The 26,987-nt window shown below is 66.1% G+C and carries 23 protein-coding genes; 8 read left to right on the top strand and 15 right to left on the bottom strand.

What is annotated here, in order from left to right; genetic code table 11:
• Positions 1–22 precede the first annotated feature (22 nt).
• From atzF to AC1VV3_RS19135, 9 genes are all read right to left on the bottom strand, one after another.
• The gene (gene atzF / locus AC1VV3_RS19095; protein ID WP_482962145.1) at positions 23–1,834 is read right to left on the bottom strand and encodes an allophanate hydrolase; all 1,812 of its coding nucleotides are present in this window, start codon (positions 1,832–1,834) and stop codon (positions 23–25) included.
• Positions 1,831–5,427 carry an urea carboxylase gene (uca, locus tag AC1VV3_RS19100; protein WP_482962146.1) on the bottom strand — a complete coding sequence of 1,199 codons (3,597 nt, stop codon included), beginning with the start codon at positions 5,425–5,427 and terminating at the stop codon, positions 1,831–1,833. Before uca ends, atzF begins: the two co-directional genes overlap by 4 nt.
• Positions 5,424–6,059 carry an urea amidolyase associated protein UAAP2 gene (locus tag AC1VV3_RS19105; RefSeq protein WP_482962147.1) on the bottom strand — a complete coding sequence of 212 codons (636 nt, stop codon included), beginning with the start codon at positions 6,057–6,059 and terminating at the stop codon, positions 5,424–5,426. Before AC1VV3_RS19105 ends, uca begins: the two co-directional genes overlap by 4 nt.
• A 13-nt stretch (positions 6,060–6,072) precedes the next feature.
• Positions 6,073–6,897 (bottom strand): urea amidolyase associated protein UAAP1, encoded by an 825-nt coding sequence (locus AC1VV3_RS19110; RefSeq protein WP_482962148.1) that lies wholly within the window; start codon positions 6,895–6,897, stop codon positions 6,073–6,075.
• Entirely contained in the window at positions 6,894–7,373 is a 480-nt protein-coding gene (locus AC1VV3_RS19115) for a CopG family ribbon-helix-helix protein (protein ID WP_132266068.1), read from the bottom strand. The genes AC1VV3_RS19110 and AC1VV3_RS19115 overlap by 4 nt, the downstream gene beginning before the upstream one ends.
• Positions 7,374–7,386: 13 nt before the next feature.
• Entirely contained in the window at positions 7,387–8,169 is a 783-nt protein-coding gene (locus AC1VV3_RS19120; protein WP_314466664.1) for an ATP-binding cassette domain-containing protein, read from the bottom strand.
• On the bottom strand, positions 8,166–8,981 hold the full coding sequence (locus tag AC1VV3_RS19125) for an ABC transporter permease (protein ID WP_482962149.1): 816 nt from the start codon (positions 8,979–8,981) through the stop codon (positions 8,166–8,168). Before AC1VV3_RS19125 ends, AC1VV3_RS19120 begins: the two co-directional genes overlap by 4 nt.
• A gap of 81 nt (positions 8,982–9,062) precedes the next feature.
• Positions 9,063–10,157: a putative urea ABC transporter substrate-binding protein gene (locus AC1VV3_RS19130; protein ID WP_132266073.1), complete on the bottom strand. Its 1,095-nt coding sequence runs from the start codon at positions 10,155–10,157 to the stop codon at positions 9,063–9,065.
• 195 nt (positions 10,158–10,352) lie between these two features.
• The gene (locus AC1VV3_RS19135) at positions 10,353–10,826 is read right to left on the bottom strand and encodes a CopG family ribbon-helix-helix protein (protein WP_132266307.1); all 474 of its coding nucleotides are present in this window, start codon (positions 10,824–10,826) and stop codon (positions 10,353–10,355) included.
• Between the two features lie 292 nt (positions 10,827–11,118).
• On the opposite strand from AC1VV3_RS19135, the gene AC1VV3_RS19140 reads away from it, so the two are divergent.
• The 4 genes from AC1VV3_RS19140 (at position 11,119) to AC1VV3_RS19155 (ending at position 17,115) form a co-directional block, all read left to right on the top strand.
• On the top strand, positions 11,119–12,207 hold the full coding sequence (locus AC1VV3_RS19140) for an MBL fold metallo-hydrolase (RefSeq protein ID WP_482962150.1): 1,089 nt from the start codon (positions 11,119–11,121) through the stop codon (positions 12,205–12,207).
• Positions 12,208–12,224: 17 nt separating this feature from the next.
• Positions 12,225–13,238, top strand: coding sequence for an MBL fold metallo-hydrolase (locus tag AC1VV3_RS19145; protein ID WP_482962151.1), 1,014 nt, complete (start codon positions 12,225–12,227; stop codon positions 13,236–13,238).
• A 275-nt stretch (positions 13,239–13,513) separates the two neighbouring features.
• Positions 13,514–14,488, top strand: coding sequence for a sterol desaturase family protein (locus tag AC1VV3_RS19150; RefSeq protein WP_482962152.1), 975 nt, complete (start codon positions 13,514–13,516; stop codon positions 14,486–14,488).
• 206 nt (positions 14,489–14,694) lie between these two features.
• Positions 14,695–17,115, top strand: coding sequence for a TonB-dependent receptor (locus tag AC1VV3_RS19155; RefSeq protein ID WP_132266080.1), 2,421 nt, complete (start codon positions 14,695–14,697; stop codon positions 17,113–17,115).
• A gap of 113 nt (positions 17,116–17,228) precedes the next feature.
• On the opposite strand, the gene AC1VV3_RS19160 is transcribed toward AC1VV3_RS19155, so the two are convergent.
• From AC1VV3_RS19160 to AC1VV3_RS19170, 3 genes are all read right to left on the bottom strand, one after another.
• The gene (locus tag AC1VV3_RS19160) at positions 17,229–18,806 is read right to left on the bottom strand and encodes a tetratricopeptide repeat-containing sulfotransferase family protein (RefSeq protein ID WP_482962153.1); all 1,578 of its coding nucleotides are present in this window, start codon (positions 18,804–18,806) and stop codon (positions 17,229–17,231) included.
• 142 nt (positions 18,807–18,948) lie between these two features.
• Positions 18,949–19,554, bottom strand: a complete 606-nt coding sequence (locus AC1VV3_RS19165; RefSeq protein WP_482962154.1) for a hypothetical protein — start codon at positions 19,552–19,554, stop codon at positions 18,949–18,951.
• A gap of 133 nt (positions 19,555–19,687) precedes the next feature.
• On the bottom strand, positions 19,688–20,668 hold the full coding sequence (locus AC1VV3_RS19170) for a sterol desaturase family protein (RefSeq protein ID WP_132266083.1): 981 nt from the start codon (positions 20,666–20,668) through the stop codon (positions 19,688–19,690).
• Between the two features lie 259 nt (positions 20,669–20,927).
• Here AC1VV3_RS19170 and AC1VV3_RS19175 point away from each other — a divergent pair, with 259 nt between their 5' ends.
• From AC1VV3_RS19175 to AC1VV3_RS19185, 3 genes are all read left to right on the top strand, one after another.
• The gene (locus AC1VV3_RS19175) at positions 20,928–21,329 is read left to right on the top strand and encodes a hypothetical protein (protein WP_482962155.1); all 402 of its coding nucleotides are present in this window, start codon (positions 20,928–20,930) and stop codon (positions 21,327–21,329) included.
• Between the two features lie 219 nt (positions 21,330–21,548).
• Entirely contained in the window at positions 21,549–22,559 is a 1,011-nt protein-coding gene (gene rsgA / locus AC1VV3_RS19180; protein ID WP_482962156.1) for a ribosome small subunit-dependent GTPase A, read from the top strand.
• Positions 22,560–22,564: 5 nt separating this feature from the next.
• The gene (locus tag AC1VV3_RS19185; RefSeq protein ID WP_165921400.1) at positions 22,565–22,717 is read left to right on the top strand and encodes a hypothetical protein; all 153 of its coding nucleotides are present in this window, start codon (positions 22,565–22,567) and stop codon (positions 22,715–22,717) included.
• A gap of 112 nt (positions 22,718–22,829) precedes the next feature.
• Here the strand turns inward: AC1VV3_RS19185 and AC1VV3_RS19190 are convergent, their stop codons facing one another.
• Together AC1VV3_RS19190 and bdcA are read right to left on the bottom strand one after the other, a co-directional pair.
• Positions 22,830–23,084, bottom strand: a complete 255-nt coding sequence (locus tag AC1VV3_RS19190) for a hypothetical protein (RefSeq protein WP_482962157.1) — start codon at positions 23,082–23,084, stop codon at positions 22,830–22,832.
• Positions 23,085–23,297: 213 nt separating this feature from the next.
• Complete coding sequence (bdcA, locus tag AC1VV3_RS19195) at positions 23,298–24,011, bottom strand: SDR family oxidoreductase (protein WP_132266089.1); 714 nt, start codon at positions 24,009–24,011, stop codon at positions 23,298–23,300.
• A 185-nt stretch (positions 24,012–24,196) separates the two neighbouring features.
• Here bdcA and AC1VV3_RS19200 point away from each other — a divergent pair, with 185 nt between their 5' ends.
• Positions 24,197–25,090 (top strand): LysR family transcriptional regulator, encoded by an 894-nt coding sequence (locus tag AC1VV3_RS19200; RefSeq protein ID WP_314466674.1) that lies wholly within the window; start codon positions 24,197–24,199, stop codon positions 25,088–25,090.
• Positions 25,091–25,117: 27 nt separating this feature from the next.
• Here AC1VV3_RS19200 and AC1VV3_RS19205 read toward each other — a convergent pair whose 3' ends face one another.
• Positions 25,118–26,986 (bottom strand): Svx/AvrXca family virulence/avirulence protein, encoded by a 1,869-nt coding sequence (locus AC1VV3_RS19205; RefSeq protein WP_482962158.1) that lies wholly within the window; start codon positions 26,984–26,986, stop codon positions 25,118–25,120.
• Position 26,987: the final 1 nt, after the last annotated feature.

A 26,987-nucleotide genomic window follows, 5' to 3' on the forward strand; every position in this document is an offset into this window, starting at 1 on the left:
CCGGCTTGTGTCGAGCCGCCCCTCAGGCGGCGCGTGCCACGAAGGCGCGCCAGCCGCCCAGGCTGGTGATGTCCTCGGCGCCGTCCAGGGCGCGGGGCTCGGCCACGAAGCCCTTGACGCTGCTGCCGTCGGCCAGGGTAACCGTGCCGATGGCCAGCGGCGCCGGAACGTCGACGACGAAGCTCCCGAACTCGGCGACACCCAGTTCGTAGACTTCGACCTTGATCGGTGCGCCATCCGCGCTGTGGACGAGCGCGGGCTTGGGCGGCACGCTGTCCGCCATGGCGTAGAGCCGGTAGTTGGGCGCGGTCTCGAAAGCCCCCACGAATTCGGCATCGCGCGAGGTGAGCTGCCAGTGCAGCGGCATGTCCTTGAGATGGGCGCCGACGACGGCGAGCTTAACGGTCTGCATCTTTCCCTCCAGATCGAGTGGTGGCGTTGACGGAAGCGCGGCGGCCGAAAGATAGGCATCGGCAGCATCGAACAGGGCACGGTCGCTGTCGGCAGGGCCGATCAGGGTGATCCCGAAGCCGGTGGCATTGGCGCGGATCCCGGCGGGCACGGCCAGTGCGGCCATGTCCAGCAGGTTCACGAAATTGGTGTAGAGCCCGAGGTTGCTGTTGAGCGCCACCGGCGCCGCCAGCATCTCGGCCACGCGGTACGTGGTGCCGGTGGTGGGGAAGGCCAGCATGTCCAGCTCGTTCCACAGGAGATCGGCATGGCGCTTGAGATCGGCCATGCGGTAGATCCCGTTCCACAGCTCGGTAGCGGCGATAGCCGCACCCGGCTCCACCACCGCGCGGACGGTCGGGTCCACGGCGAGCGGGTTGGAGGCCAGGATCCCGGCCATGGCCGCCGTGCGCTCGGCAACCCAGGGGCCGCCGTAAAGGAGTTGCGCCGCCTCCAGCAAGGGCGCGAGGTCGATCTCGACGATTTCGCCCAGCGCGGCGAGGTGGGTCAGGGCCTGGTCGTAGAGATACTCGGATTCGCCGTCGCCGAACCACACGCGCTGCTCGCGCCGCGGAACGCCGATGCGGCGCAGGGCGAGCGGGCGGTCGGCCAGTGGCCTGGAGTAAGGATCGGCCGGGTCGAAGCCTGCCACCACCCCGTCCACCAGCCGCGCATCGGCCGTGCCGTCGGTGAAGACCGTGATGCAGTCGATGGAACGGCAGGCGGGTACCAGCCCGCGCGTGCTCCAGCGGCCCTTGGTGGGCTTGAAGCCGATCAGGTGGTTGAAGGCGGCCGGCACGCGGCCGGACCCGGCCGTATCGGTGCCGAGCGCGAAGGCGACCAGTCCCGCCGCCACCGCGATCGAGGAACCGGAACTCGATCCGCCGCTGACATAGGCCAGGTTCGAGGCATTGCGCGGAATGCCGTAAGGGCTGCGCGTTCCATTGAGGCCGGTGGCGAACTGGTCGAGGTTGGTCTTGCCCAGGCAGATCGCCCCGGCCGCCAGCAGGCGCGCGACCGCATCGGCATCGCTTTCGGGCTCGTAGGCGAAAGCGGGACAGGCCGCCGTCGTCTCCAGCCCGGAAACGTCGATATTGTCCTTCACCGCGAAGGGGACGCCCGCCAGCGGCAGGTCTTCCCCGGCCGCCACCCGGGCATCCACGGCGCGGGCGGCAGCCAGGACGTCCTCACGGCTGGCCCGGCTGATCCAGATCTGCGGCTGCACTGCGTCGTAGGCCTCGATGCGCGCCAAGGCATCCTGCGCCACGGCGAGCGCCGAGGTCGCCCCGCCCCGAACGGCGGCGGCGATGTCCTGCACCCCGAGACGGCCAGCTGCGGTTGCGGTTGCGGCTGCGGTCGGGGCGGTGATGGCGGGCCCGCTCATGCGCTGCGCCTCAGGGCCAGCATCGGCGCGCCGGGCTGAAGCGACTGCCCTTCGCGCATGTAGAGTGCCGCCACCGTTCCCGCGCCGGGGCTTTCGACCGGACATTCCATTTTCATCGCCTCGATCACGGCGATCCTGTCGCCTGCCTCAACTCTGTCGCCCGCTGCCACGAGCAGCCGGGTGACGCTGCCGCCGTAAGGCGCCTCCACGAGGTCCGCGCCGTCGGGCGGGACGATCGCGGCTTCCACCGGGACTTCCACTTCGGCGGCCGCTTCCGCCTGGTCGAATTCCCCCCGGCGCTGCCAGTCCTCGCGCTCATCGTCGAAGGCGGCCTGCCTGCGGGCCTCGAATTCGGCGATCCCTTCCGCATTGTCCGCCAGGAAGGCGCGGTAGTCGGCCAGCCGGAACTCGGAAGGCTCGATCGTGATCGACCGGCGCCCGGCAGGAAACTCGCGGCGCCATTCGGCCAGTTCCTCGGCGCTGACGGGATAGAAGCGGATCTGGTCGAAGAAGCGCAGCAGCCAGGGCTTGCCCTCGGTGAAGGCATCGGTCTGGCGGTAGGTGTTCCAGACCTGGGTGGTGCGTCCGAACAGCTGGTAGCCGCCCGGCCCCTCCATGCCGTAGATGCACATGTAGGCGCCGCCGATACCCACCACGTTGGGCGGCGTCCAGGTCCGGGCGGGATTGTACTTGGTGGTGACCAGCCGGTGGCGCGGATCGACCGGCGTGGCGACGGGTGCGCCCAGATAGACGTCCCCCAACCCCATGACGAGGTAGTTGGCCTCGAAGATCAGGTTCTCCACCGAGGCCTGGTCGGGCATGCCGTTGATGCGGCGGATGAACTCGATGTTGTCCGGGCACCAGGGCGCATCGTCGCGCACGGTGGCCATGTACTTCTCGATGGTCTCGATCGTCGCCGGATCGCGCCAGCTCAGCGGCAGGTGGACGACGCGCGAGGGGATCGTGAAGTCCTCCAGGTCGCCCAGCCGCTCTTCCGCCGCGATCAGCGTGGCGAGTGCCGCGCGCTGGTCCATCGCGGCACCGTCGAAATGGAGCTGGAGCGAGCGGATGCCCGGCACGATGTCGATGATGCCGGGAAGCGCCAGGCGCTCCAGTTCCGTCATCAGGGCATGGACGCGGATGCGCAGTTCGATGTCGAGCACGATCGGGCCGTATTCGACCAGGATGTTGCGATCGCCCTGCTGGCGATAGACGGTGCGCGGACGGCCCGGACCCTCGGGAATTTCGCCGAGGATGGGGGAGAGCGTCTCCACCGGCCGCACCGGGGAAGCGGCGGGCACGGCGCCCGTCGCCACGAAGTCGCGCTGCATCGCATCCGCCGCCGCCGCATCGTCGATGGTGACGGGGGCGAAGCGCAGCTTGTCGCCCGGCGCGAGCTGGCCGATCTTCCAGCGGTCGGCCGCGATCACGACGAAGGGACAGACGAACCCGCCGAGCGAGGGACCGTCCGGACCGAGGATGATCGGCATGTCGCCGGTGAAGTCCACCGCGCCGATCGCGTAGGGATTGTCGTGGATGTTGGAGGGGTGAAGCCCCGCCTCCCCGCCGTCGGTGCGCGCCCAGCGGGGTTTCGGACCGATCAGGCGCACGCCGGTGCGGTTGGAGTTGTAGTGGACCTTCCACTCGGCGGCGAGGAAGGTTTCGACGTCCTCACCCGTGAAGAAGTCCGGCGCGCCGTGCGGGCCGTAGAGCACGCGCAGCGTCCATTCGCTGCCGATCTCGGGCAGCGGCACCGAAGGGAGCGCGGCGCCGACATCGTCGCTGCCCAGGTGCAAGGTGTCGCCCGCCAGCAGGCGGCGCGCGGCATGGCCGCCGAACTGGCCAAGCTCGAACGTGCTGCGGCTGCCCAGATAGGGCGCGATGTCCAGACCCCCGGCGAAGAGGATATATCCGCGCAGGCCCGCCGTGGAGGCGCGGCCGAGCGCCAGCGTCTGGCCCGCGGCGACATCGACCGGCACGCCGCGCGCTACCGGCTTGCCGTCCAGCGTGGCGCCGAAGTCCGCGCCGGTCAGGCAGATGCGGGCCGGTGCGACGAAGGACAGGGTCGGCCCGGTGACCGTGGCTTCCAGCCCGGCAGTGCCTTCGGGATTGCCGAGCAGCCGGTTGCCGAGCCGGAAGGACTGGTCGTCCATCGGCCCCGATGGGGGGACGCCAACGGCCCAGAACTTCTGCCGGCCCGGCCAGTCCTGCACCGTGGTCGCGGTGCCGCCGCTGACCACGCGGAACGCGCGCGGCTGGTAGGTGATCGTGTCGAGCACACGGGTCGAGACTTCGCCGCTGACGAAGGGCGCGGAGCGCACCACTTCGCGCAGCCAGCGCAAGTTGGTTTCTATGCCGTCGGCGCGGCTGCCGTCCAGTGCCCGCTGCGCGGCTTCCACCGCCTCGGCGCGGCTTGGCGCGTGAACGATCAGCTTGGCCAGCATCGGGTCGTACCAGGCGCTGACCGTGCTTCCGGCCGTGCACCAGGTCTCGGTGCGGATGTCGTCGGGAAACTCAAGACACGTCAGCGTGCCCGAAGTGGGCCGATAGTCCAGCGAAGGATCCTCGGCATAGAGCCGCATCTGCACCGCATGGCCCTGCGGCACCGGTGTGCCGGCGTCGAGGAAGGCATAGTCGCCGCCAGCGCCGCGCACCATCCACTCGACCAGGTCGATGCCCATGACCGCCTCGGTCACGCCGTGCTCCACCTGGAGGCGGGTGTTCATCTCCAGGAAGAAGAACTGCTCCCGGTCGGCGTCGTAGAGATATTCCACGGTACCAGCCGAGCGATAGGCCGCGGCTTCGCCCAGGCGGATGGCCGAGGCGATCAGTTCGGCGCGAACATGCTGGGGCAGCAGCGGTGCCGGGGCTTCCTCGACCACTTTCTGGTTGCGGCGCTGCAACGAGCAGTCGCGTTCGCCCAGTGCCATGACGCGCCCCTGCCCGTCCCCGAAGAGCTGGACCTCGATGTGGCGCGCGCGGCGGATGTAGCGTTCCAGGAAGACGCTGGCATCGCCGAAATTGCTGAGGCCCTGCCGCGCGACCGCGTCGAAAGCCTCGCGCAGGGCCGCTTCGTCCTCGCAGACGCGCATGCCGATGCCGCCGCCCCCGGCCGTGGCCTTGAGCATGACCGGGTAGCCGATCTGCGCAGCGGCCTCCACGGCCTCTTCCTCGCCCGTCAGCAGGCCGGTGCCCGGTGCCAGCGGCACTTCGTGTGCCGCCGCCAGCGCGCGGGCGCTGTGCTTGAGGCCGAAAGTGCGGATGTTCTGCGTGGTCGGGCCGATGAACACGATCCCCGCCGCCGCGCAGGCCTCGGCGAATTCCACCTTCTCCGCCAGGAAGCCGTAGCCCGGATGGATCGCCCCTGCCCCGGTCCGCCGGGCGGCGTCGAGGATTGCCGGGATGTTCAGGTAGCTTTCCGAGGGCTTGGCCCCGCCGATGCAGACGGCCTCGTCCGCCATGGTGACGTGGCTGGAACCCTCGTCCGCTTCCGAGTAGACGGCGACAGAACGAAGGCCCATGCCGCGCAGGGTGCGGATGATGCGGGTGGCGATCGCGCCCCGGTTGGCGATCAGGACCGTATCGAAGCTCATGCGGCGACGATCATGCGAACGGGCGTAGGATTGAAGCCGTTGCAGGGGTTGTTGACCTGCGGGCAGTTGGACACGACCACGATCACGTCCATTTCCGCGCGCAGGTCAACGGTCAGGCCCGGCGCGGATATTCCGTCGACGATGCCCAGCGACCCGTCCGGCTCTACCGGTACGTTCATGAAGAAGTTGATATTGGAGACGATGTCCCGCTTGCCCCGGCCTTCGGTGAGGTTGGCTTCCAGGAAATTCTCGACACAGGCATGCTCGGCCTTGGTGTGGTGGCCGTAGCGCAGTGTGTTGGATTCGCAGGAACAGGCCCCGCCGATGGTGTCGTGGTACTCCACCGAGGTGGCGGCGATGGTCATCAGCGCGTTGCCCTCGTTGGAAAGCAGGCGGGTACCCTCGCGCAGGAAGAGATTGCCCTGCGCGGCCACGGTGTCCTGCGCGCTGTAGCGCTCGGCATCGTCGGCGGCGGCATAGAGCAGGAAGTCGACGGCCTGGTTGCCTTCAAGGTCGACGATGCGCAGCGTCTGCCCGGCCTGGACATGGTGCAGCCAGGGCGCGCGGGCGGGGACGGTCACGTCGTGGATCACGGCGCCCGAAAGGCCGGCGAGATGGGGGTCGGCGGTCATGCAACCTGTCCTTTCAACGACGGAAATAGTCTTCGACATTCCGGAAGGCGCGCAGGCCTTCGGGGCTGGCGGTGCGCAGCGGATCGTCCTCGCCCGTCACCGCGCCGCGCCATGCCGAGGCGCGCAGCGGCGTGACGCTCCAGTTCGGCCGCGGATCGAGGACGTGAGGCACGTTGGCGATCACCACGATCACGTCCATCTCGGCGCGCAGGACCAGGCTGCGACCTGGCGCGAAGGGGCCGACATCGGGCGTGATCCCGCCGTCCGCCTCGATCCGCGCGCCCTTGAACAGGGTGATGCAGGGATGCACGTCGCGGCGGCCGAGGCCATGCTTGGCAGCGCCCAGCAGGAAGCGGTCACGGCCGTTGGGATAGTCGCCGCTGTTGCGGCCATCGCCGTACTTCGCCGCATTGGTGGCCGCGTTCGAGGTGCCGCAGAAGGTGTCGTGGGTACCGGCCTCGTCTTCGAGGATGCTCATGAGCACGCGCCCCATGTCGGACAGCAGCAGCTTGCCCGCGCCCAGATAGGCATTCCACTGAACCTTGACGGTATCGGCGACGTTCAGGCGCTCGGTCGGCATTTCCGCATTGAACACCAGCAGCGAGGCGCAGGCGTCGCCGGCAAGGTCGATCAGCCGCAGGCGCGATCCGCGCGAGAGCCGGCGCGTGGCATAGCCGCCTGCCGCGATGGTTTCCTCCCACACGAGGTCAGCGCCGTCCACGCCCTCGGGCAAGTCTTGGGCAACGGGCGGGAGCACGGGCATGCTCTCCACGATCGTCCCTGCCATGGCGCGGGCATGGTCCCGCGCGGCGAGCGGATCGGCCAGGGTCTGGGTCATGAATGCGCTCCGGTCTGTCTGAATGCATTGCCGTGCTGGTCGTAGAGCGGCGGCAGGAGGGCGGTGGTGGTGACCAGCTCAAGCTGCTGCACCCCGCGCACCCGGCGAATGGCGTCGCACAGTTCCTTCAGCCGAACGGCCGGTCCCTGCACGAGAAGAACTTCAAGCGACTGATCGTCTTCCAGAACGACGTGCTGGGAAGAGATCACTTCCTTCAGGTAACTGGCCTGCGTCTGGGAAAGCAGGTGCCGCACCCGGCCCCGCTCGCCCCGATAGACCAGGGTAATCGTGCCCGCGAGCATCTCGTCCGGGCGCATGAGCGAGCCGTGCTCCGCAAGCGCGTGGCGGATCAGCTCGGCGATGAGCTGGGAGCGCGACGGCAGCGCGCGTTCGGCCACCATCATGTCCAGCTGTCTGAAGAGATCTGCCGGGAGGCTCATGCTGAGCCGCGCCAGGCTTGCGGATTCGGAGCCCATGCCCACTCTCTTTTCAATTATTACCAATTACGTCAATAGTAATATTTTCGAGCTGTTCGGGTGCCGGCTCGGCACGCTCGCGCATCGGCAGGTCGTAGACCACGGTGGCGCCGAAACGGTGGGGCGCGTGGGGATCGTGACGACGCTTGTCGAGCGCCAGAACGCGGGTCCCCAGCGTGAAGGCCTCGCGGATGTCGTGCGTCACCATCACGATGGTCAGCGAGTATTCCCGCCATAGGCGCAGGATCAGCGCGTGCATGTCCGCACGGATGCCGGGATCGAGCGCGCCGAAGGGCTCGTCCAGGAGCAGGATGCGCGGCCTTTTCACCAAGGCCTGCGCGATCGCCAGACGCTGCTGCATGCCGCCCGAAAGGTGCGCCGGATAGAGGTCAAGGCTATGCCCCAGGCCCACGGCGGTCAGCATCGCCGTCGCTTCCTCCTCCGCTGCGCGCCGGGCGCCGCCGAACAGGCGTCCGAGCAGGGGCGCCTTCTCGCACTCCAGGCCCAGGGTCGTGTTGCGGAGCGCCGTCAGGTGCGGGAACACCGAATAGCGCTGGAACACCACGCCGCGGTCGGGGCCGCATTCGGGCGTGAGCGGCGTTCCGTCCATCAGGATCTTGCCCTGGCTCGGTCCTTCCTGTCCCAGGATCAGCCGCAGGAAGCTGCTCTTGCCCGCCCCCGAGGGACCGACGATGGAAACGAAGGATCCTTCCTCGATGTCGAGGTTGAGTTTCTCGATGATGATGCGGTCGCCGTATTCGACCCAGACATCGCAGAAGCGCAGCAGAGTGCTCAATGGCTTGCTCCATGGGCCCAGGGGAACAGTCGCCGGCTGAGGAACGTCAGCGCCACGTCGATCAGGATCGCCAGCAGGGCGATCCAGGCGACGTAAGGCAGGATCACATCCATCGAGAGATAGCGGCGAACGAGGAAAATGCGGTAGCCGAGGCCGACGTCGGAGGCGATCGCCTCGGCGGAAATCAGGAAGACCCAGGCCGGCCCGAGCGCCAGGCGCATCGCCTGTAGCAGCCGCGGCATCGCCTGCGGCATCGCCACCCGGATCATCACCTGCCAACTGCTCGCGCCCAGGGTCTGCGCCTTGATGATCTGCTCGGTCGGCAGGGCGGCGACATGGGCCGTGATGTCGCGGATCATGACCGGGGCGATGCCCACCACGATCAGCGCGACTTTGGCCGTCTCGCCCAGCCCCAGCGCGATGAACAGGATCGGCAGCAAAGCGATTGGCGGAATGACGGCGATGCCGGTCACCAGCGGCCCGAAGGTAGCGCGTACCGGCGGCAGCACCCCCAGCGCCAGACCCACCATCAGCGCCATCAGCGTCGAGATGCCAAGGCCGATGCCCAGGCGCTGCAGGCTGGCGAGGGTATCCGCCCAGAACACCAGTTGTCCGGTGAGCTGGTCGGGCTGGAACAGCAGCGCCGACATGCTTTCGGCCATGGCCCCCGGCAGCGGCAGGATCTTGTCGGCCGGGTTTACCGCATGCCGGCTGGCGGCCATGACGATATAGACCAGCACGAGCAGCAGGATCGGCGTGGCTCCCAGGAACAGCCGCCCCCCTCGCCCGACGTGACGATTCACCCAGCGCATTGTCGTTGTCTCACTTTGCGAGATGTTGGCGTCGTGGCGGGTCGACTGCGAAACTGCCGCAATCGAACCCCGCCTGCCGAACTAGAGCTTTCCGTCGGCCGCCATCTTCATGAAGCTGTCGTCGAAACGCAGCGTGACGTGCTGCGCGTCGCCCAGCGTCTTGCCGCCCGGGAAGGACATGCCGACGGCGTCGGCCGAGTTGGATCCCTTGAACAGCCCCTTGGAGAAGCTGAAGTCCCGCACCCGCGTCATCGTCGTGATCAGCGCCGGAGCATCCGTTGCGGCCACGGCGGACTTGGGATCGGCGTAGAGATGCGTGGTGCCGAGCTGGGAGTCGAAGGATTCCGGGGTGGCCCCCGCCAGCTTCGCCATGGCCGCGCGGGCGGCCTTGCCTTCGGCATCCTGGCGGATCATCAGCGCCGTCGTCTCGTACCAGATGCCCGCCAGCGCCTTGCCCAGGTTGGGATTGGCCTTGAGCGTGGCCGTATCCACGCAGAGCAGGTCGAGGATCTCTCCGGGAATGTCGGCGGAGCTGAACACCAGCTTCGCGCCCGGCTGGGCCTTCATGGCGTTGAGCTGAGGATTCCAGGCGACCGCGACCTTGACGTCGGGGCTGGCGAAAGCACCGACGATATCGGCATCGCCGGTATTGACCGTCTTCACGTCCTTCAGCGCCAGGCCCACCGAGTTCAGGCCGCGCGCCAGGAGGTAGTGCGAAACCGAAAGCTCGACCAGATTGACCGTCTGGCCCTTGATCGCCTTCAGATCGCCCCCTCCGGCATTCGAAATGCCTTTCATCAGCACGCCGTCGTTGCCGTTGGAATAGTCACCGACGATGATCGCGCTGGTGTCCTTGCCGCCAGCGGCCGGGATCGTCAGCGCGTCCATGTTGGCGACGGTCACGCCGTCCAGCTTGCCGGCCGTGTACTGGTTCACCGATTCAACGTAGTCGTTCACTTGCACGACGTTGATCTTGATGCCGTACTTGTCCGCCCACTTCTTCACGATGCCCGCCTGCTGGGCATAGGGCCAGGGCATCCAGCCCGCGTAAATCGACCATCCGATATTGAACTCGGTGCGCTTGGGCGCCTCGCTCGGGCCTTGCGAGCAGGCTGCAGTGAGAAGCACGCCCGCCATCAACGTGGCCTTGGCAATGCGACGGATCGGTACGATCATGAGTCGGTCCCCTTTCGCAGTGCAACATTGCTGCGATTCGAAAGGTTGTCCATCGAAAATTATTACGCTGCGCGTGTTTTGTAATACTTGCGCCAGCTGCCGCGCGTAACGGCGCGGCACAGGGAGCGGTTGCTGCGGCCTCAGGAGCATGTGCGCGGGAACGCGCGATCCGTGCCCCGCTCCCGCCCCGAGAGATCAGGCCGCCACTTCGTCCTCGGATTGCCGCTTGCGTGCGGCGCGGTCCGCCGTCCCCGCCAGCTCGTCCTGCTCATGCAGCGGCGGAAGCAGCGCCGTCGTGGTGACGAGCTGGAGTTGATGCACGCCGCGAATGGCGCGCAGGGCATCGCAGAGATCCTTCAGCCGCGCGGCGGGACCTTGCACCAGCAACACTTCGAGCGACTGGTCATCCTCCAGGAACACATGCTGCGAGGAGATGACCTCCTTCAGGTACTCCGCCTGGCTCTGCGCCAGTTGATGCCGCACCCGGCCCTTGTCGCCCCGGTAGACCAGGGTGATCGTGCCCGCCAGCATCTCTTCCGGCCGGGTCAGCGCTTCATGTTCGGCCAGGGCGTGACGGATCAGCTCGGCGATGAGCTGCGAGCGAGAGGGCAGTCCGCGTTCCTCGACCATCGCATCGAGCTGGCGGAACAGGTCGGCGGGAAGGCTCATGCTGAGCCGGGCCAGACTGGCGGCGTCGGTCTTCACGCTGCATCCCCTTGGGCCATCGTCATAATCCTTGCATCTGCGGCTTCGTCCCGAAAACCGGAGAGTGGAACGATCCTTTGCGATCGACGCTGGGCCGGTTGGGGGACGGGTGTCAAGAGCGTGCCGCGCTTCATGCCCAGAGGGTCCGCGCCCGAAACCCCGCCGTGTTACGGGGATAGCCCGCAAATATTACCATTGCAGAGCTTGGTAATATCGATAACGTGACGGACTTCGTGCGGACATATCGGGGAACTCCGTGGCGCAAAATCCAGCCTATAATTCCGCTTTGTCGGGCAATCCGCAGTCCGCCACCGCGCGGACCTATCCCAACGGCAACCCGGCGCTGGGCTACAACCCGCCCGGTGTGCGCCATACCGACAGCGCAGTGCCGCTGCACCGCAAGACGGCCGTGGTCCATGACTACGCCTGCGACGGTCCGGCACCGGGCAATCTGGCATTTCGCTGGACTTACGGCTCCAACGTCGCGGCCCGGAACCGCGATCCGCGCGTGCAGGTGGTGCAGTACAACGAGGATACGTTCGTGCTGCGACAGAACGTCTGCGTCCATTGGGAAGCGCCGTTCACTTACCTCCTGTTCGGCAATGCCGGCGCGCTGCTGATCGATACCGGCGCCACCGCGAACGCGCAGGCCTATCCCTTGCGCGAGACGGTGGATGCCATCCTTGCCCGCTGGTGCCAGGCCCGCGGACGCAAGTCCGTGCCCTTGACGGTTGCGCTCACCTCGGGAGAGGATGCCGCACAGAACCAGGGACTGGTCCAGTTCGCAGGGCGGCCGGACACGACGATCGTGCCCAAGCCGCTTGCCCTCATGAAGCGTTTCTACGGTCTCGACGCAAGCTGGCCTTCCGGATCGGGCCGGATCGATCTGGGCGGCCGCGTCATCGGCGTCATCCCGACGCCGGGCACGCACCGGGACGGGGTCAGTTTCCACGACCCCTACTGCGATTTCCTGTTCACCGGCGACCTGCTGTTCCCCGGCAAGATCAACATCGGCAACGACCGCGATTTCGTCGCCTCGCTGGAGCGGCTGCGCGACTTCGTGCGGCAACAGCCGGTCAAGTGGCTGCTGGGCGGCCACGTCGAGATGATGTTCGTGCCGGGCAAATACTATCCCCGCTTCGCGACCTACAAACCCTATGAGCGGGTGCTGGAAATGACCCCGGACCTGATCGACGAGGCGCTCGCCCACGCGCGCGAGATTCAGGGCAAGGACATGATGCTGATCCGGCCGGACTTCGTCCTGTTCAACGGCGTCAGCCCCGACCAGAAGACCAGGGTCTGGCCCGAGGGCGTGCCCGACATCAACCCGCCGCGCCCCTTCTGACGCCAAGGACCCTCTCCATGGATCGCCGCACTTTCCTTTCGCGCAATGCCGCTGTCGCCGCCGTCCCGCTGACGGGGCTGTCCCTGGCCGCCCTCTCCGACACGGCGGCCGCCGCTGCGCGGCCGGCGCCCATCGATTTCACGAGCGACCTTCCTGCCGCCGGCAGTTTCCCCAAGCGCTGGATCTGCGGTTCGCCGTCCTGCATGGACAATACCGACCCGCCCGTTCAGGTCCATTGGTACAATCCGCATACGGCCATCCTGCGGCAGAACAAGGCCTACAGCTACGAGGCGCCGTTCGCTCCGCTCTACTTCGGCAACGACCGCGTGCTCCTGCTGGACGAAGGCTTCGTGCAGCTTCGCACCGACTGGGACCTGCGCGGCGTGGTGGACCAGTGCATCGACGACTGGTGCCGCCGCAACGGACGCGATCCCGCCTCGCTGGAACTGCTCGTCGCGTTCAGCCACCTCCACGCCGACCACTACGCCGCGACCAACCAGTTCGCGGACCGGCCGAACACCCGGTACATGGGCCTTACGCACGAGGAAATGGTCGGCTTCTGGGGCATGACCCGGTTCCCCGAAGAGCGCGTGACCCTGGACCTCGGCGGCCGCGAGATCCTGATCTGGGGCTCGCCCGGCCATGTCGTGTCCGAGTTCACGTACTACGACAGCTACACGCAGATCCTCTATACCGGCGACATGTTCTATCGCGGCCGATGCTACATCAGCTTCTGGCAGCCCTGGTTCGACAGCATGAAACGCCTGATCGATTTCTGCGACACTCATCCGGTCACGCACGTCATGGGATGCCATGTCGAGATCAGCAAGGACGGGCAGGACTACCCCTATGGCCTGACCTACCAGCCGGACGAGGCCCCCGTGGAAATGACCGTGCAGCAATTGCGCGAGGCCTATGCCCATGCCCAGAAGATCACCGAGCCCGGGATTTATTTTACCGGCACCGTGTTCCTCTGCAACCAGACGCGCGGGACGACCACCATCGACCGCAATCCCTATCGCTACGATTGAACCTACCGCGGCGAATCGACATCCCGATTTCGCAGCGGAAGCACCGCTCCGACGATTGCGGCGATATGCGCCAGTGTTACCTCGCCGCCGAAAAACGGCATTAATCCTGCGTTTCCAGGCCGACTGTACCAAAACAAGTCAAACCGACATTAATACGCTTGACGAGAAACGTAATATCCATACCGTGTATCAAGTCGCCAGGCAGAGCGATGAAAATCCGGGAGAGAGAATCTGTAACAGCAGGCTGGTCCACTGGCCTGGATGGGGGGTTTTCGATGGAACAACTGCCAATCTCCTGCACGGTTCTCTCGGACAACGAGCGATCGGCCGACGCCGACCGGACCGCAGACACCACGAAGCAGTGGTTGTTCAACCTGGTGCCGCCGGCCTATCTCGTGGTGATCGCGGCGTTCTGGGCCTTCGCGCCCAAGGCGGTGATCGAAAACTCGTGGACGCTGATCGTCACCTCCTCCCTGATCACGCTCAGCGTGCTGGGGCTGGAACGGGTGAACGAGCGCCACGCCGGCTGGCGCATGAATCGGCGCGAGTTCTTTACCGACCTGTTCTACGTGGTGCTGGGCGCGACTGCCATTTCCTGGGTTTCGACCCATCTGGCGGAAGATCCGCTGAAGGCGCTGAAGCAGTCGCTGGGCATCACCACCGAATGGGCCGCGCATTTGCCCTTCCTGGTGCAGGTTGCCCTGGTGATCGTGGTGATCGAGTTCGGGCAGTACTGGATGCACCGCCTGATGCACAATTTCACGCCCTTCTGGCTGACCCATGCACCGCATCATCATATCACCCAGCTCAACGCCGCGAAGGGCTACGTCGGCAACCCCATCGAACTGTTCCTGATCGGCCTGAGCGTGCTGGCCCTGTTCGACCTGTCGGCCGCCGCCGTGTTCTGCGGGCTGAACATCCTGGGCGCGGTCTCCACGTTCGCCCATGCCAATGTGCGCGCGGATCCGCCGAAGTTCTATTCGCTCTTCTTCACGACGATCCGGCACCACAGCCTGCATCACTCGACCGATTACGAGAGCACGCGCTGCAACTACGCCAATTCGCTGATCCTGCTGGACCGCCTGTTCGGCACTTACCGCGAGGGTGAGGCCAGCGTCGTCGGACAGGACGACCTCCGTCGCCTGTCGATCCGGGAACAGTTCGTTTTCCCCTTCCGCCCCCTGCTCGACCGTGCCCAGGCGCGCCGAGCGGAAGCGAAGCGCGGCAATTCGGTGCGGGCGACCGGCTGATCCTCCGGGATCGAACCGGCCGCAGTGAAACGCCGCACTGAAACGAAGACCCTCGACCCGCCGAAAGGCGATGTCGGGAACCAGAGACGCGCAGGCGCGACATCCACGAAGATGGCCGGCCCGTCATGCCAATAAAAGCGGTACCCGAGACCTTCGGCGCAGGCAGGCCGGAGCCCGGGGAACCTCAGCCAAGGACAGGGAAGCACATGACACATCGCGCGAAATTGAGGGCAGCGCTGCTGACCGCAACATTCTTCACGGGCGCCGCCGGTGCCACGCAGGCCATGGCACAGGACGCCCAGGACGCACCCGCCGCGGCCATCCAGGAAGGTGACGCCATCGTCGTCACCGGAACGCGCCGCGCCACGACGATCATGGATACGCCGATCAACATCTCCGCAATCGGCGCCGAAGAACTCTCGCGCCAGCGGATCGACGACGTGCGCGACCTGGCGGACTTCACCCCCGGCCTGACGATCTCGGATACCGGCCCGGGCTCGACCGGCTCCATCGTCCTGCGCGGCCTCAACGCCTCGGATGTCGATTCCAACGGTGCCAACTACGACGACTCCCTCGGCATCTACCTGGGCGAAGTGCCCCTCTTCTACGATTTCAAGCTGCTCGACATCGCGCGCGTGGAAACCCTGCTCGGCCCGCAAGGCACGCTCTACGGCCTTGGCACGCTGGCCGGCGCCATTCGCTATATTCCCAACCGCCCGAACGTGGAGGAATTCGAAGGCGAGGTTCACGGCCGCCTCACCACGAAGAGCCACTCCGACAACTTCGGCTACCAGCTGGACGGGATGATCAACATTCCGCTGGTGCGCGACCATGTCGCCTTCCGTTCGGCCACCGGATATTACTACGATCCGGGCTTCATCGACTATCCGCTGCTGCTGCAGACGCCCGGCGTTTCCCTACCCCAGCCCGGCGGCACGGACGGTGTCACCCGTGAAGAGTTCGCGGCCAATCTGCGCCGCAGCAAGGACCTGAACTTCGAGCGGACCTTCACCACCCGCAACCAGTTGCTGATCCAGACCACCGAAGACCTCAAGGCGATCTTCACTTACGCCTTCCAGCGCACCCGCACGGACGGCGCCCAGTCCAACAGCAACGGCGTGCTGGGCACCGGCAAGTACCAGAACGCCGCCCGCTACGAGGAGCCGGTCAACCGCCGCGCCCACCTCGCCAGCATGGAGATCAACGCGAACATCGCCGATATCGTCGATCTCGTCTCCACCACCGCCTATACCAACGTGCGCACCCGCAGCCAGACCGACAACACCGACCTGCTGCTGGATCTCGACTACGACTACGAACTGTTCCCCGCCTTCTCCAGCTGGAACGAAAGCGACGGCCGCCGCAAGCAGTTCAACCAGGAGATTCGACTGGTCTCACGCCATGGCGGCCCGTTCAACTGGGTTCTGGGCGGCTTCTACAACCAGCAGAAGTACCATAACGACTATGCCGAGCACACGCCTGGCCTGTCCGACTTCTACGGCGTCACCGGCAATCCCGACGATCTCGAATATGTCAGCTACACCAAGTCGAAGGTGACCGAAAAGGCAGTCTTCGGCGAAGGCACCTTCAAGATCACGCCGGAATGGCAGATCACCGGCGGCGCTCGCTACTTTAAGTACAGTTCCGACGTGCAGGGCGCGCTGGTGCTGCCTCTGCTGGGCGACCCGCTCAGCCCCTACGATGTCGATCCCGCCGGCGGCAAGGCCAAGAAGGACGGCTGGGTGTGGAAGCTCAACACCTCGTACAACTTCACGCCTGACTTCATGGTCTACGGCACGTACAGCAAGGGCTATCGCATCGGCGGCCCGAACCGCGTGGCGCCATGCCCCGATCCGGTTCCGGCCAACCAGCAGAATGCCTGCGCCCTGCCGAACGAAGTCCAGTACGGACCCGACAAGACGCGCAATGCGGAAATCGGCGTGCGCATGCAACTGTTCGACCGTAAGCTGTCCTTCAACTTCGATGTCTTCCACATCAAGTGGGACGGCATCCAGGTCGACTCCGCCACGTACTACGGCGTGACCGGAATCACCGTCAATGGCGGTTCGGCCAAGTCGCAGGGCTTCGAAACCTCGTTCCAGTTCAAGCCGGTGCCGCAGCTGGCGATCCAGGGCAGCTATTCCTACACCGATGCGAAGCTGACCGAGGACGTGCCGGGGATCATCACCATCCGCACGACACCGAACGACTACGACGGGCGGCCGAAATTCACGCAGCTCGACGCGCTTTCGGGCGACCGGCTTCCCGGCTCGGCCAAGAACGCGGGCAGCCTGGGTGCGACTTACACCGTCCCGATGGGCGAAGGCAGCATCAGCGCCAACTGGACGGCGACCTACCGCGGCAACGTCGTCTCGCGCATTGGCTGGGACCGCGGCTACGGGGACAAGATCCCCAGCTACGTCCTGCATCGCGCGACCTTGTCCTACGAGACGGACAAGTACACCGTCAGCCTCTTCGCGAACAACATCTTCGACAAGTACGCAGTCGTCTCTGTGGGTCAGGACCGTTCGCGCATCGGCGTCAACGACGGTGTCGCCGTGCGCTACTACCGCCAGACCGTGGTCAACCCGCGCACGGTCGGCGTGGAAGCACGGATCAAGTACTGAGAAACGTCGGATAGCAGGGGGAATGGGGTATCGCGCGGTGCCCCATTCCCCCCGCGCCGATCATCGCAGGCGCCGCCGCCTTCCGAGGCGGCGGCGCTTGTTCTTTCGGGAGGCTAGACCTCGATGCCCTGGGTGCGCAGCCAGTCGCGCGCGGGGGCCAGCGCCGCCTCGTAAGCGCGCCACTTGCCCATCCCGTCCCGGTTCATCGGCCGGCGGACCTGCGCCGCGCTGGGGGTGGCGACGGCCGAGCGGTTCTCATGGAAGGACAGGCACGCCGCGTCCCAGGCCAGGCCGCAGTGCTCCAGCAGCCGGCGCGTTTCCCCTTCCTGGTCCGTGACCAGCGCTTCGTAGGACAGCTGCAGCACGCGGCCGGGCCAGATTTCCTCCCACAGCGCAAGCAGCCCGTCGAAACGCGCATAGTAGCGCGCCGTATCCATGAGATCGTAGGAATAGGCGTAGTAGGCCGACTGGCTGGCGAAGAGGTTCTTGAAGTTGCTCCACACCGTGTCCAGCGGATGACGGCGCAGGCAGACCACTCTCGCTTCCGGCAGGGCGCGCAGGATATGGCCGATGTAGAGGAAATTGGCGGGCAGCTTGTCCGTGAAGCGCGGCTTCTCGCCGATGCGGTGAACTTTCGCGCGCGCCAGATAGGCCGCGCCAAGCGCAGCGGGTTCGATCCTGCCGCTGGCCGCCACGGTCTCGGGGTCGATGACCTGCCGCGAAGGCGCGCCGGGCAGATGTGGCAGCGCCAGTTGCTTGACCGCCAGCGGCATGGCCTGAAGTTCGCCCGCAGCCTCCACGGCCGGATGAGAGGACAGGATGCGATCCACCAGGGTCGTGCCGGTACGCGGCATGCCCACCACGAATATCGGCGCTTCGCTGCCATCCCCCGCGCCGCGCGCCAGTTCGGCGGGCCTTCCCCCGAACAGAGCCTCGATCGCGTCGAAGATGGCTGCGTCCTGCGCGAAGTCGTAGCGGAGCGCGCGTTTCTGCGCGGCATTGGCCGCAGACAAGTGCGCCAGCGAGGCGGCACTTTCGCCGATGTCCTCCAGTTCGCGGGACAACGCGTAACGGATGCGCAGCGCATCTTCCGGCCGCGGGGCCGAGGCCAGCGCCGCCTCCAGCCGCGGGACATGGTGGCTCTGCACCGACTGCCGCGACAGGATCGCCAGGGCATAATGCGCGCGGCCATGCCCCGGATCGCGCGCCAGGATCGCCTCGTAGTGGTCCCGCGCCGCTTCGACCTTGCCGGTAAAGCCGCAGGCAGCAGCCAGGTTGTAACGGTAGTCGAGGTTTTCGGGCTCGCCATCCACCGCCGCGCTGAAAGGCGCCAGCGATCCCGCATGGTCGCCAAGCCGCGCCAGGACGCAGCCGATGGTATCGAAGGTGAGCGGATCGCCCGGCCCCGCCGCCATGGCGCCACGCGCTGCCGCGCCCGCCTCTCCCTCGCGCCGGACGAGAACGAGCAATCTGGCGAGCTGCGCCAGATGCTCTGCCTGCCCGCCCCGCGCGGCAGCGGCCTCGATCAGGGGAATGGCCTTGGCCACATGGCCGGCTTCCGCCGCCGCCAAGCCCAGCAGGAAGTAACCCTCGGCCCGAAGCGGATCGGCCGCGACCAGTTGCTGCGCCGCCGCGGCAGCCTGCGACAGATCGCCCTGCGCGAGCGCGGCACGCGCCTGTCGCTCAAGCATCGCGGGCGAAACGGCCGTCAGCAAGACAGGAAATCACCCATCGCTATCGTCATGCTTTGCAGAACCATGAGGGAGAGAAACCATATGCGCCCGCACAAGTCCATCTCATCCGGCGCGGCCGATGCCCGGGCCTTGCGACCGGCTACGATCCCAGCAACTTCTTCCTGAACAGGGACCGGACGAGCCTGTCCTCCAGAATGCGCCCCACGACATAGAGCGACGCGAAGATACCGGCGAAGACATAACCGGGCGTGGGCGAGTGCTTCTTGTCCTTTTCCTTGGGCTTCTTCGGATCCTTCTTTTCGGGAGCAGGAGCGCCCAGCGCCTTGTCGATGAAGTTCATCGGCAGCGCCGCGTCATCCCTGGCCGATTTCGCGCTCTTGCTTTCGGTCTCCGCAGCGGGCTTTTCGAACTTGCCCAGAACGACGGTCAGCTGGGCAAACGCCAGGAAAAGCAGGGGCGCCAGAAAGCAGAACAGCAGGGCACGGCTGGTCAGGTGGTAATGGAGCACCGATCCGGCCAGCCCCTTCTCGATCCGCAGCACGCCGCCGTCGAACACGGACATCTTGTCCTGGGCGGCCTGGTCCTTTTTCTGGAAGACCAGCCGGTCGCTGTTGCGCTCATGGCTGGTGCCGGTCTGGCGGAAAAGCGGACGAAGCCTGTCAAAGGCATCGTCGCCGGACTGGTCGGGCGCGAGAGCCAGGCTGCCCCGGACATGCCAGATCCAGTCGATGAAACGCAGGTTCATGTGATCTCCTTGTGGAGAGCCCCGCCCTGCCGCTTCGCGCGGCAGGGCTGAAGCCGGGCCGCGAACGACCGCTTCGGGCAAGGCATGGCGGAGCGAAGAGGCCGACCGTGCAGGCAGGCGCTCACTCTGGCGCTCACTCGGCCGGTACCGCCTCGGGACGGGCGACGCGCTCCTTCAGCGTTTTCCAGCCCTCGGTAAAGGGATAGGTCATCTGCTCGCGGATCGACATGCGGCGGCCGCCTTCCATGCCGAGCAGCTCCGCCTCGCCATCGACGCAAGTGCCGAAGATGCGATCGATGAAGATGAAGGTATTGGAATAATTGCTGCGGCTGGCCTCGAAGTCCTGCGAATGGTGCAGGCTGTGATGCTCGGTGGTGTTGAACAGGAAGCGCCACCAGCGCGGGCTGTTGAAGCGCACGTTGATATGCTGGTACGTCCCGATCGCCATGCCGAAAGCCCCGGCCAGCAGCGCGGCGCGCGGCAGGAAATCGAAGAAACCGCCGATACCCAGGCCGATCAGGAACAGCTCCGTCGGGTTGCCCACGGCGCCTTTGTTGATGTTCAGCTGGGTTATATAGTGGTGCACCGAATGCGACAGCCACAAGGGGTACCAGTTGTGCATCCCGCGATGCATCCAGTATTGCCCGAAGTCGAAGATGAAGGCGATCAGGAAAGCCTGCAGCAGCAGCGGCATGCCCAGGAACCAGGTGAACTTGTCCGAGTGGAAGAAGTGCTGGATGCCCTCGATCATCGCGCCATCGCCGATGTAGCCATCGACCATGCGGAGCGCGGTATAGCCTAACCCGACATAGAAAAGGTCGGTCACCAGTTCCTTCCAGGTGAGGTTCCAGCTTTCGTGGCGGGGGAATTTCCATTCCATCGCCAGCAGCAGCACCTTGAAGCCGATGCCGATGCCGATCGCGGTCGATGCCTTGGCGATGGAATTGGGAGCATAGTACCAGAACAGGATCAGCGCGAAGAGCACTGTGGGCTGGAACCAGGTGAAAACGAACTGCTTGACCGGACCGCCCTCGACCCGGGGAATGTTTTCCCAGCCCACCGTGACCGGTGCCTGAGTGCCTATCAGCCTTTTACCTACGCGAACTCCGTCCATGCGCCTGCCCTCGTATTATTCTTCCACCCGTCTTGGTAATACTAATTGGAATCATAGTAATACGGAGTCGTGCTCGCGTCTACAGCATATCGTCGCTAATCGTGCCGGGACCTGCGGGTTTTGATCGACTGCCACATTCCTGCAGGAAAGCCATGCTCCGCGCGCCGCGCCTTGGCAGCCTCCCCGCTCCCAGTGCAGACGCTGGCGCGATTCGCCGAGAAGGCTTGATTTCCCTGCCCCTGGAGTGGCACATAAGGGCATGCTTCCAGAAACCCGCGCGATGATCGCCGCAGCAGCTTACGCCTTTGTCGCCGGCAAGAAAGTCGCCGGAGTGTTCGATCATTCGGCCAAGCGCGATCTGCAGATCGCCGCAGAGAGCCGGGGCACCCTGTTGCAGGGCTTCGATGGCGACCGCGCAGTGAAGTTCGGCGGCACCCTTCCCGAGATCTACGACACCGGCGCGGAAGCCTTCGTTTCCATGGAGATCGACGGTGCCAAGGTCCGCGGCCACGACCGCGGCGCCGACCACGCCTATTCCGCCCAGGTCACTGACCATTTCGTCCAGCTGTACGATTACGGCGAAAGCGCGTGGTTCACTTTCGACATTCGGGGCGCCGAACCGGGCTACGGCTATCATCGCGGTGCCGAGGCCAGCAGCTGATAGCGCCGCGTTCGGGGGGGCTGCCACGCCCCTTGCCGCCGGACAGCGGCTTTTTGCGAACTGGGCATATCCAACGGCCCCGTTGATGTGTATGCGCCGTGATGATCCGGCGCCGATCGATGGGACCTCGCCGCGTCACGCCGCCGCGCGGCTGCCGCCCGGCGTTTCAGCACCGCCCGCAGCTTTGCGGACATCGACAGGAAAGCCCCTTCGCTGCTCATGGATGCGCCCCTCCCTTCGCTGGCAGACCTCGGCTGGAGGCCGTTCTTCAGCAACCAGCTCTCCGATGACGAACGGCGCGATACCCTGCCGGTACGGATCATGGCCGTCTATCGCGGCCTCGTCACCGTCGTCGGCGCCGAGTTCGAGGGGCTGATATCGTCGCGCCTGCCTGCTTCCCGGGGACCGGAAGACCGCCCCGCCGTGGGCGACTGGATGCTCGTCGGGCGGGAAAAGCACGAAGCGCAGCGCCTGCTAGACCGTGAAAACCTGTTCAAGCGCCCCGCGCCCGGCAACGACCGCCGGGTCCAGCTGATTGCCGCCAATGTCGATACGCTGTTCATCGTCACCTCGTGCAACCAGGATTTCAGCGTGCCGCGGCTGGAGCGCTATCTGGTGCTGGCCCGCGAAGTGGGCGTCACGCCCGTGCTCGTGCTCACCAAGATCGACCTGACGGATCGGCTCGACCATTTCCGCGAGGCCGCGCTGGGGCTTCAGGCAGACCTCGAGATAGAAACCGTCAACGCCCGCGACCCTGAGAGCGTTGCCCATCTCTCTCTTCGCTGCGGCCCCGGGCAGACGGTGGCGCTGATGGGCTCTTCCGGCGTCGGCAAGTCTACCCTGGTCAACAGCCTGCGCGGGTCCGACAGCATCGCCACCCAGGCCGTGCGCGAGCATGACGGCAAGGGCCGCCACACCACGACCGTGCGCGAAATGCACCGGCTGACGGGCGGCGGCTGGCTACTCGACACCCCGGGCATGCGCGAATTCAAGCTGGCCGAGGCCGCCACCGGCCTTGCCGAAGTGTTCGACGACATCACGCTTCTCGCCAGCGAATGCCGCTTTTCCAATTGCGGACATCACAAGGAGCCGGGCTGCGCGATACAAGCAGCGCTCGCCGCAGGCACGCTGGAGCCTGAGCGGTTGGAACGCTGGCGCAAGCTCTCCGCCGAAGACATCAACAACACCGCTGGCGTGCCCGAACGGCGTGGCCGCAGCGACAGGAGATAAACACCGTGGCTGACCTCTATCTCAAGGCTCTGGAGTCCGAACGCAGGAGCCTCTGGGCCGAATGCCGCCTGAAAGGCCTTCCGAAGGGCTCGCCCGAGCGGCTGCGGATCGACGAACTGGACAAGCTCCTGGCCGAACACAAGGCCCGCAAGGCCTGAAGACTCTGCCGAAGGATGTCCGCATGGGCATCGGACGGCGGCACTGCGAACTTCAAGCGCGCTCACGCCTGGATGCTGTCGCCAGCACCAGGCAAAGCGCGCAAGTCGCAGCCTAGTTCACGACGTGGATCTGTGCTGCCGGGGTGGTGATGAGTTCCACCGGATCTTCCGGGCGGCGGCTGTCGGCCGAAGCCATGATGGCGTCGTGCTCGGCAAAGACCCGCTCGATTTCTGCCCGCTTGTCGAAAATCATGCGGGCAACGCCGGCCGTCATGCCGCCTTCGTCTCCCACGCGCCCCAGAACGCCGGCCAGGTCTTCCAGCGTGGCCTTTTCCGCCGAACCGTGAAGGCCCCCCTTTTGAATCACGATACGCAATGCATTCGTTTGCCACTACCGAGTCTCCTCAACGTAACCAAGAATGCGCGCCTCGTGGAAGGGTTTCAATTGGGCTATCGGAGTAGGGGTAATTTGGTCTTGCGCATGAGGGAAAGCCGCAACGCGCAGACGGACCGGACGAGGAAATACCCTCGCCCGGCCCCTATTGCTAAAGTGACTGAAGCCTTTTCAGCGGACTGACGATCAAGCCCCGAAGCCGCCGTCGATGGTCTGCATGGAGCCGGTGATCATCGCCCCGTGCGGGCCGGCGACGAAGGCAGCGAGTTCGGCGATCTCGCTCGCATGGGCATGGCGCTTGATCGCCATGAAGCTGTGCATGGTGGCTGCCATGGGTCCTTCGGCCGGGTTCATTTCGCTGTCGGTCGGGCCGGGCTGGATGCTGTTGACGGTGATGCCCCGGTCGCCGAAATCGCGTGCCAGGCCGCGCACCATGCCCTGCATGGCCGCCTTGGTCAGGGCATAGGCCGCCCCGCCCGCGAAAGGCATGCGGTCTGCATTGACCGATCCGATGACGATGATGCGGCCATCGGCGTTCATCCGGCGTCCCGCTTCCACGGCGGCGTGATAGGGCGCGCGAACATTGATGTCGATCATGCGGTCGACCGCGTCGGCATCGAGTTCCAGCGGATCGCCCAGCACCAGCGTGCCGGCATTGACGACCAGCACGTCCAGAGCGCCGCGTCCGGCCACGGTAGCGATCACTTCGCCGCGATCGGCGCTGTCGGCGCGGATCGCCACGGCGCCGGTTTCCGCTGCCAGAGCCTCGGCCGCTTCGCGCGAACCGGCGTAAGTGAAGGCGACATCGCCGCCACCTGCGGTGAACCGGCGGACGATCGCGGCGCCGATTCCGCGGCTGCCGCCGAGGATCAGGACGTTCTTGCCAGTGAATTCATTCATGACCTTGTCTCCATTCTCGTGGTTGTCTTTCAGGCTCTGGAACCAGATCCTGCCGGTGGGCCGCCTCCCCGGGAGGATCCCGGCAAAGTGGTTCGGCCCGCCCTCTGGACTTGTAGATGCCTTGCGGGCATCGTTCGAACTAGCCGGCAAATGCCGGAACTGGACGACGGGATTTCCGAACAATGATGAAGTTCGACGGGATCGTGGCTTTCCTCACCACGGCCGACGCAGGATCCATCAGCGCGGCATCGCGGCGGCTTGGCCTGGCCAAGTCCGTGGTGAGCGAGCGGCTGGCCGAACTGGAGCGCTCGCTGGGCGCGACGCTCCTCCAACGTTCGACGCGCAAACTCTCCCTGACCAGCAGCGGCCAGACCTTCCTGCCCCGCGCCCGGCGAATCCTGCGCGAGGCGGAGGAAGCCGCCGCGGAACTGGCGGCCCGCAGCGGCAGACTGTCCGGCCCGCTCCGACTTTCCGCCCCGGTCGGCTTCGGCATCCTGCATCTGGGTCCCGCCCTCGCACGATTTCTTGGCGAATATCCCGATATCGAGGTCTCGTTGGAGCTTGATGACGGCTTCGTCGATGCGGCTAGCGACGGCTTCGATGCCGTGTTGCGGCACGGTGCGGTGGGCGATGGCCGCCTGATCGCCCGCCGCCTGGCCGCCAGCCGGCGCCTGCTGGTCGCCTCGCCTGCATATCTCGAGCGGGAGGGCCGGCCCGCCTCGCTGGCGGAACTGGAGCGCCACCGCGGCATCCTCTATTCGAACAGGTCAGGCGACTGGCGCTTCGCCACGGAGACGGGATGGTCCGTGATCCGCCCGAATGCAGGGCTCCGCGTCAATAACGGACTGGTCATGCGCGATGCCGCCGCAGCGGGCCTCGGCATCGCCCTGCTGCCCAGCTTCTTCGTGCACGACGCCGTCCGCAGCGGAACCCTGGAAGAGATCGACATCGGGCTCCAGGCCGAGGGCGCGGAGTTGTTCCTTGCCTATCCCCGCGACCACGGCGCGGCCCCCAAGATCCGCGCCCTGGCCGAAAGCCTGCGCCGCAGCTTCGGCGATCCACCCTACTGGGAATCGTGAGCGCGCCGCCCTGCGCAGGCGATCCTTTCAGGGGATCCAGCGGTATCGCGGTCTTGCGGTGACTTCCGGGACGGGCGCGGAAAGATTCGCGCCGTGCCTTGGATCCTTGACGCTCTCGGGATCGACGAAGCCGTGGAACACCCCGCTGGAGGCTGAACCGCCGCGCTGCTCGACATCGCCAAGGTTCTGCGCCGTTCCCGAAAGAACGATGCCCTTCTCGTACTCCCCTATTCCCAGCATCGCGGTGGCGGCACGGGCCTTGTCCTTCAGCACGGTGTCGCCGCGCAGCACCGTGAGGCCCGAAACCACCGCCTCGTCCCTTACTTGCGCCTTGTCGAGCACGACGGCGTGATCCTCGATCCGCGCCTTGCCGGAAACGGTGCCGGCAACCACGCGGGCATAGGGGCCGACATAAGCGCCCGGCGCCACCGTGGCGGCGGGGCCGACCCAGCCGCCGCCGTTCGCGTGACGGTGGCCGCCCGGGATCGGCTCCGGCGCACCGGCCTGCCAGCGGTCGGGCATCGCGCCCTCGAACTGGACCATCCAGGGATAGCGATAGATCGCGTAATAGGGCTGGTCCCAGCGGATCTTCTGCATCCGCGAAGGGGTAGCCATGACGACGAGGTAGAGGCCGGTGTCGCCCGCCTGAACAGCCATCGCAGCCGCGCCCTTTGCGCCGCTCTGCAAGGGGGAGTACCGACTCTTGCCGTCCGCCCCCACCGCGACGACACCCCAGCGCCAGTCGGATGCGGGCGGCGGGATCGTTTCCGGCTCGTCCGCCAGCCCCGGCAGCGCATTTGTCGCGCTGGCTTGCTGGACGATACCCCGGAACGTCACGGTCACCCGCGCGCTGCCGGGATCGGGATGCAGCCTGACCACATTGTAGCCCCAGCGCTGCGGCGCCCACATGTCCGGCACGGCGAAGCGGCGGCGGCGCAGGTCCACGGGATCGAGCACTGTCGCGGAGAGAATGCCGGCGTCGGTGGTCTGCTCGTAAGTCCCGTAGTTCCGGCGAAAAACCGCGCTCTGGTCGCTGCCATCGGGGTTGGTGTAGTCCCAATTGGCGTTCCTCAGCGCCCAGTTCCCGAACACGTCGTTAAGCTGCGCCTGGGTCCAGTTCCGGCTCGCCTGCAGGACGGAGAAGGGATCGGCAGTGAGACGCGCGGGGTCGTCCTTGCCGGGGGCGGTTCGCCAGATCGCGTTGACCGCCTCGAAGCCGTATGTGTCCTTGAGGTATTCGAAGAACTGCCAATTGCAATAACGGCTGCGGGTGGAGCCGTAATAGAGGTGCGGATATTGCTTGAGCAGCACCGAGCAATGCGTGTTTTCGCGGAATTCGGGCAGTTGCACCGTCATCCAGTTGGCATGGCTCTCGAACATCCAGCCGGTGTAGGGCGAATCCATCAGGCGGCCGGTGGCGGCCTGAAGCGCATGCGTCAGTTCATGGGCAAGACCGAAGCGGTCCTTGAGGGCACCGGGATCGATCCACATGCCCATGTGGCCCAACTCATCGGCGCCGCCGGTAAGGCCGTAACCCACGCCGATATAGGCGTTGACCTTGAACTTGCCCGCAGAGCCGCAATGCGGCTCGGGAAATTTCAGAGTGCCGAGGAAATAGTCCCAGACATATTCCAGATGCTTCGCGGCAGCCCTGGCCACTTCGGGGTCGACCGTGCCCGCCTTCCAGTGAAGCGCGAAATGCGGGCTTTCCATCTGGAGCGGCAGCGCGGAATTCGCCGCGTCCGAAGGGTCGGTAGCCGCCACCTTCCAGTCCCCGGCCACGCAGGCCGCACTCGGTGTGGAGCCGGTGACCGGGGAGGCAAGCACCGGCGCTGGCGGGAAGGCCCCTCCCGAAAGAAGAACAGCCAGCACCGAAGCCTGAAGAAGGACTTTCATC

The organism is Novosphingobium sp. BL-S-34 (assembly GCF_056857015.1).

What these genes read in the sequence shown, in the direction of transcription:
- atzF (WP_482962145.1), bottom strand. Translation starts at nt 1,834, where the DNA reads ATGAGCGGGCCCGCCATCACCGCCCCGACCGCAGCCGCAACCGCAACC.
- uca (WP_482962146.1), bottom strand. Translation starts at nt 5,427, where the DNA reads ATGAGCTTCGATACGGTCCTGATCGCCAACCGGGGCGCGATCGCCACC.
- AC1VV3_RS19105 (WP_482962147.1), bottom strand. Translation starts at nt 6,059, where the DNA reads ATGACCGCCGACCCCCATCTCGCCGGCCTTTCGGGCGCCGTGATCCAC.
- AC1VV3_RS19110 (WP_482962148.1), bottom strand. Translation starts at nt 6,897, where the DNA reads ATGACCCAGACCCTGGCCGATCCGCTCGCCGCGCGGGACCATGCCCGC.
- AC1VV3_RS19115 (WP_132266068.1), bottom strand. Translation starts at nt 7,373, where the DNA reads ATGGGCTCCGAATCCGCAAGCCTGGCGCGGCTCAGCATGAGCCTCCCG.
- AC1VV3_RS19125 (WP_482962149.1), bottom strand. Translation starts at nt 8,981, where the DNA reads ATGCGCTGGGTGAATCGTCACGTCGGGCGAGGGGGGCGGCTGTTCCTG.
- AC1VV3_RS19130 (WP_132266073.1), bottom strand. Translation starts at nt 10,157, where the DNA reads ATGATCGTACCGATCCGTCGCATTGCCAAGGCCACGTTGATGGCGGGC.
- AC1VV3_RS19135 (WP_132266307.1), bottom strand. Translation starts at nt 10,826, where the DNA reads ATGAGCCTTCCCGCCGACCTGTTCCGCCAGCTCGATGCGATGGTCGAG.
- AC1VV3_RS19145 (WP_482962151.1), top strand. Translation starts at nt 12,225, where the DNA reads ATGGATCGCCGCACTTTCCTTTCGCGCAATGCCGCTGTCGCCGCCGTC.
- AC1VV3_RS19150 (WP_482962152.1), top strand. Translation starts at nt 13,514, where the DNA reads ATGGAACAACTGCCAATCTCCTGCACGGTTCTCTCGGACAACGAGCGA.
- AC1VV3_RS19155 (WP_132266080.1), top strand. Translation starts at nt 14,695, where the DNA reads ATGACACATCGCGCGAAATTGAGGGCAGCGCTGCTGACCGCAACATTC.
- AC1VV3_RS19160 (WP_482962153.1), bottom strand. Translation starts at nt 18,806, where the DNA reads ATGCTTGAGCGACAGGCGCGTGCCGCGCTCGCGCAGGGCGATCTGTCG.
- AC1VV3_RS19165 (WP_482962154.1), bottom strand. Translation starts at nt 19,554, where the DNA reads ATGAACCTGCGTTTCATCGACTGGATCTGGCATGTCCGGGGCAGCCTG.
- AC1VV3_RS19170 (WP_132266083.1), bottom strand. Translation starts at nt 20,668, where the DNA reads ATGGACGGAGTTCGCGTAGGTAAAAGGCTGATAGGCACTCAGGCACCG.
- AC1VV3_RS19175 (WP_482962155.1), top strand. Translation starts at nt 20,928, where the DNA reads ATGCTTCCAGAAACCCGCGCGATGATCGCCGCAGCAGCTTACGCCTTT.
- rsgA (WP_482962156.1), top strand. Translation starts at nt 21,549, where the DNA reads ATGGATGCGCCCCTCCCTTCGCTGGCAGACCTCGGCTGGAGGCCGTTC.
- bdcA (WP_132266089.1), bottom strand. Translation starts at nt 24,011, where the DNA reads ATGAATGAATTCACTGGCAAGAACGTCCTGATCCTCGGCGGCAGCCGC.
- AC1VV3_RS19200 (WP_314466674.1), top strand. Translation starts at nt 24,197, where the DNA reads ATGAAGTTCGACGGGATCGTGGCTTTCCTCACCACGGCCGACGCAGGA.
- AC1VV3_RS19205 (WP_482962158.1), bottom strand. Translation starts at nt 26,986, where the DNA reads ATGAAAGTCCTTCTTCAGGCTTCGGTGCTGGCTGTTCTTCTTTCGGGA.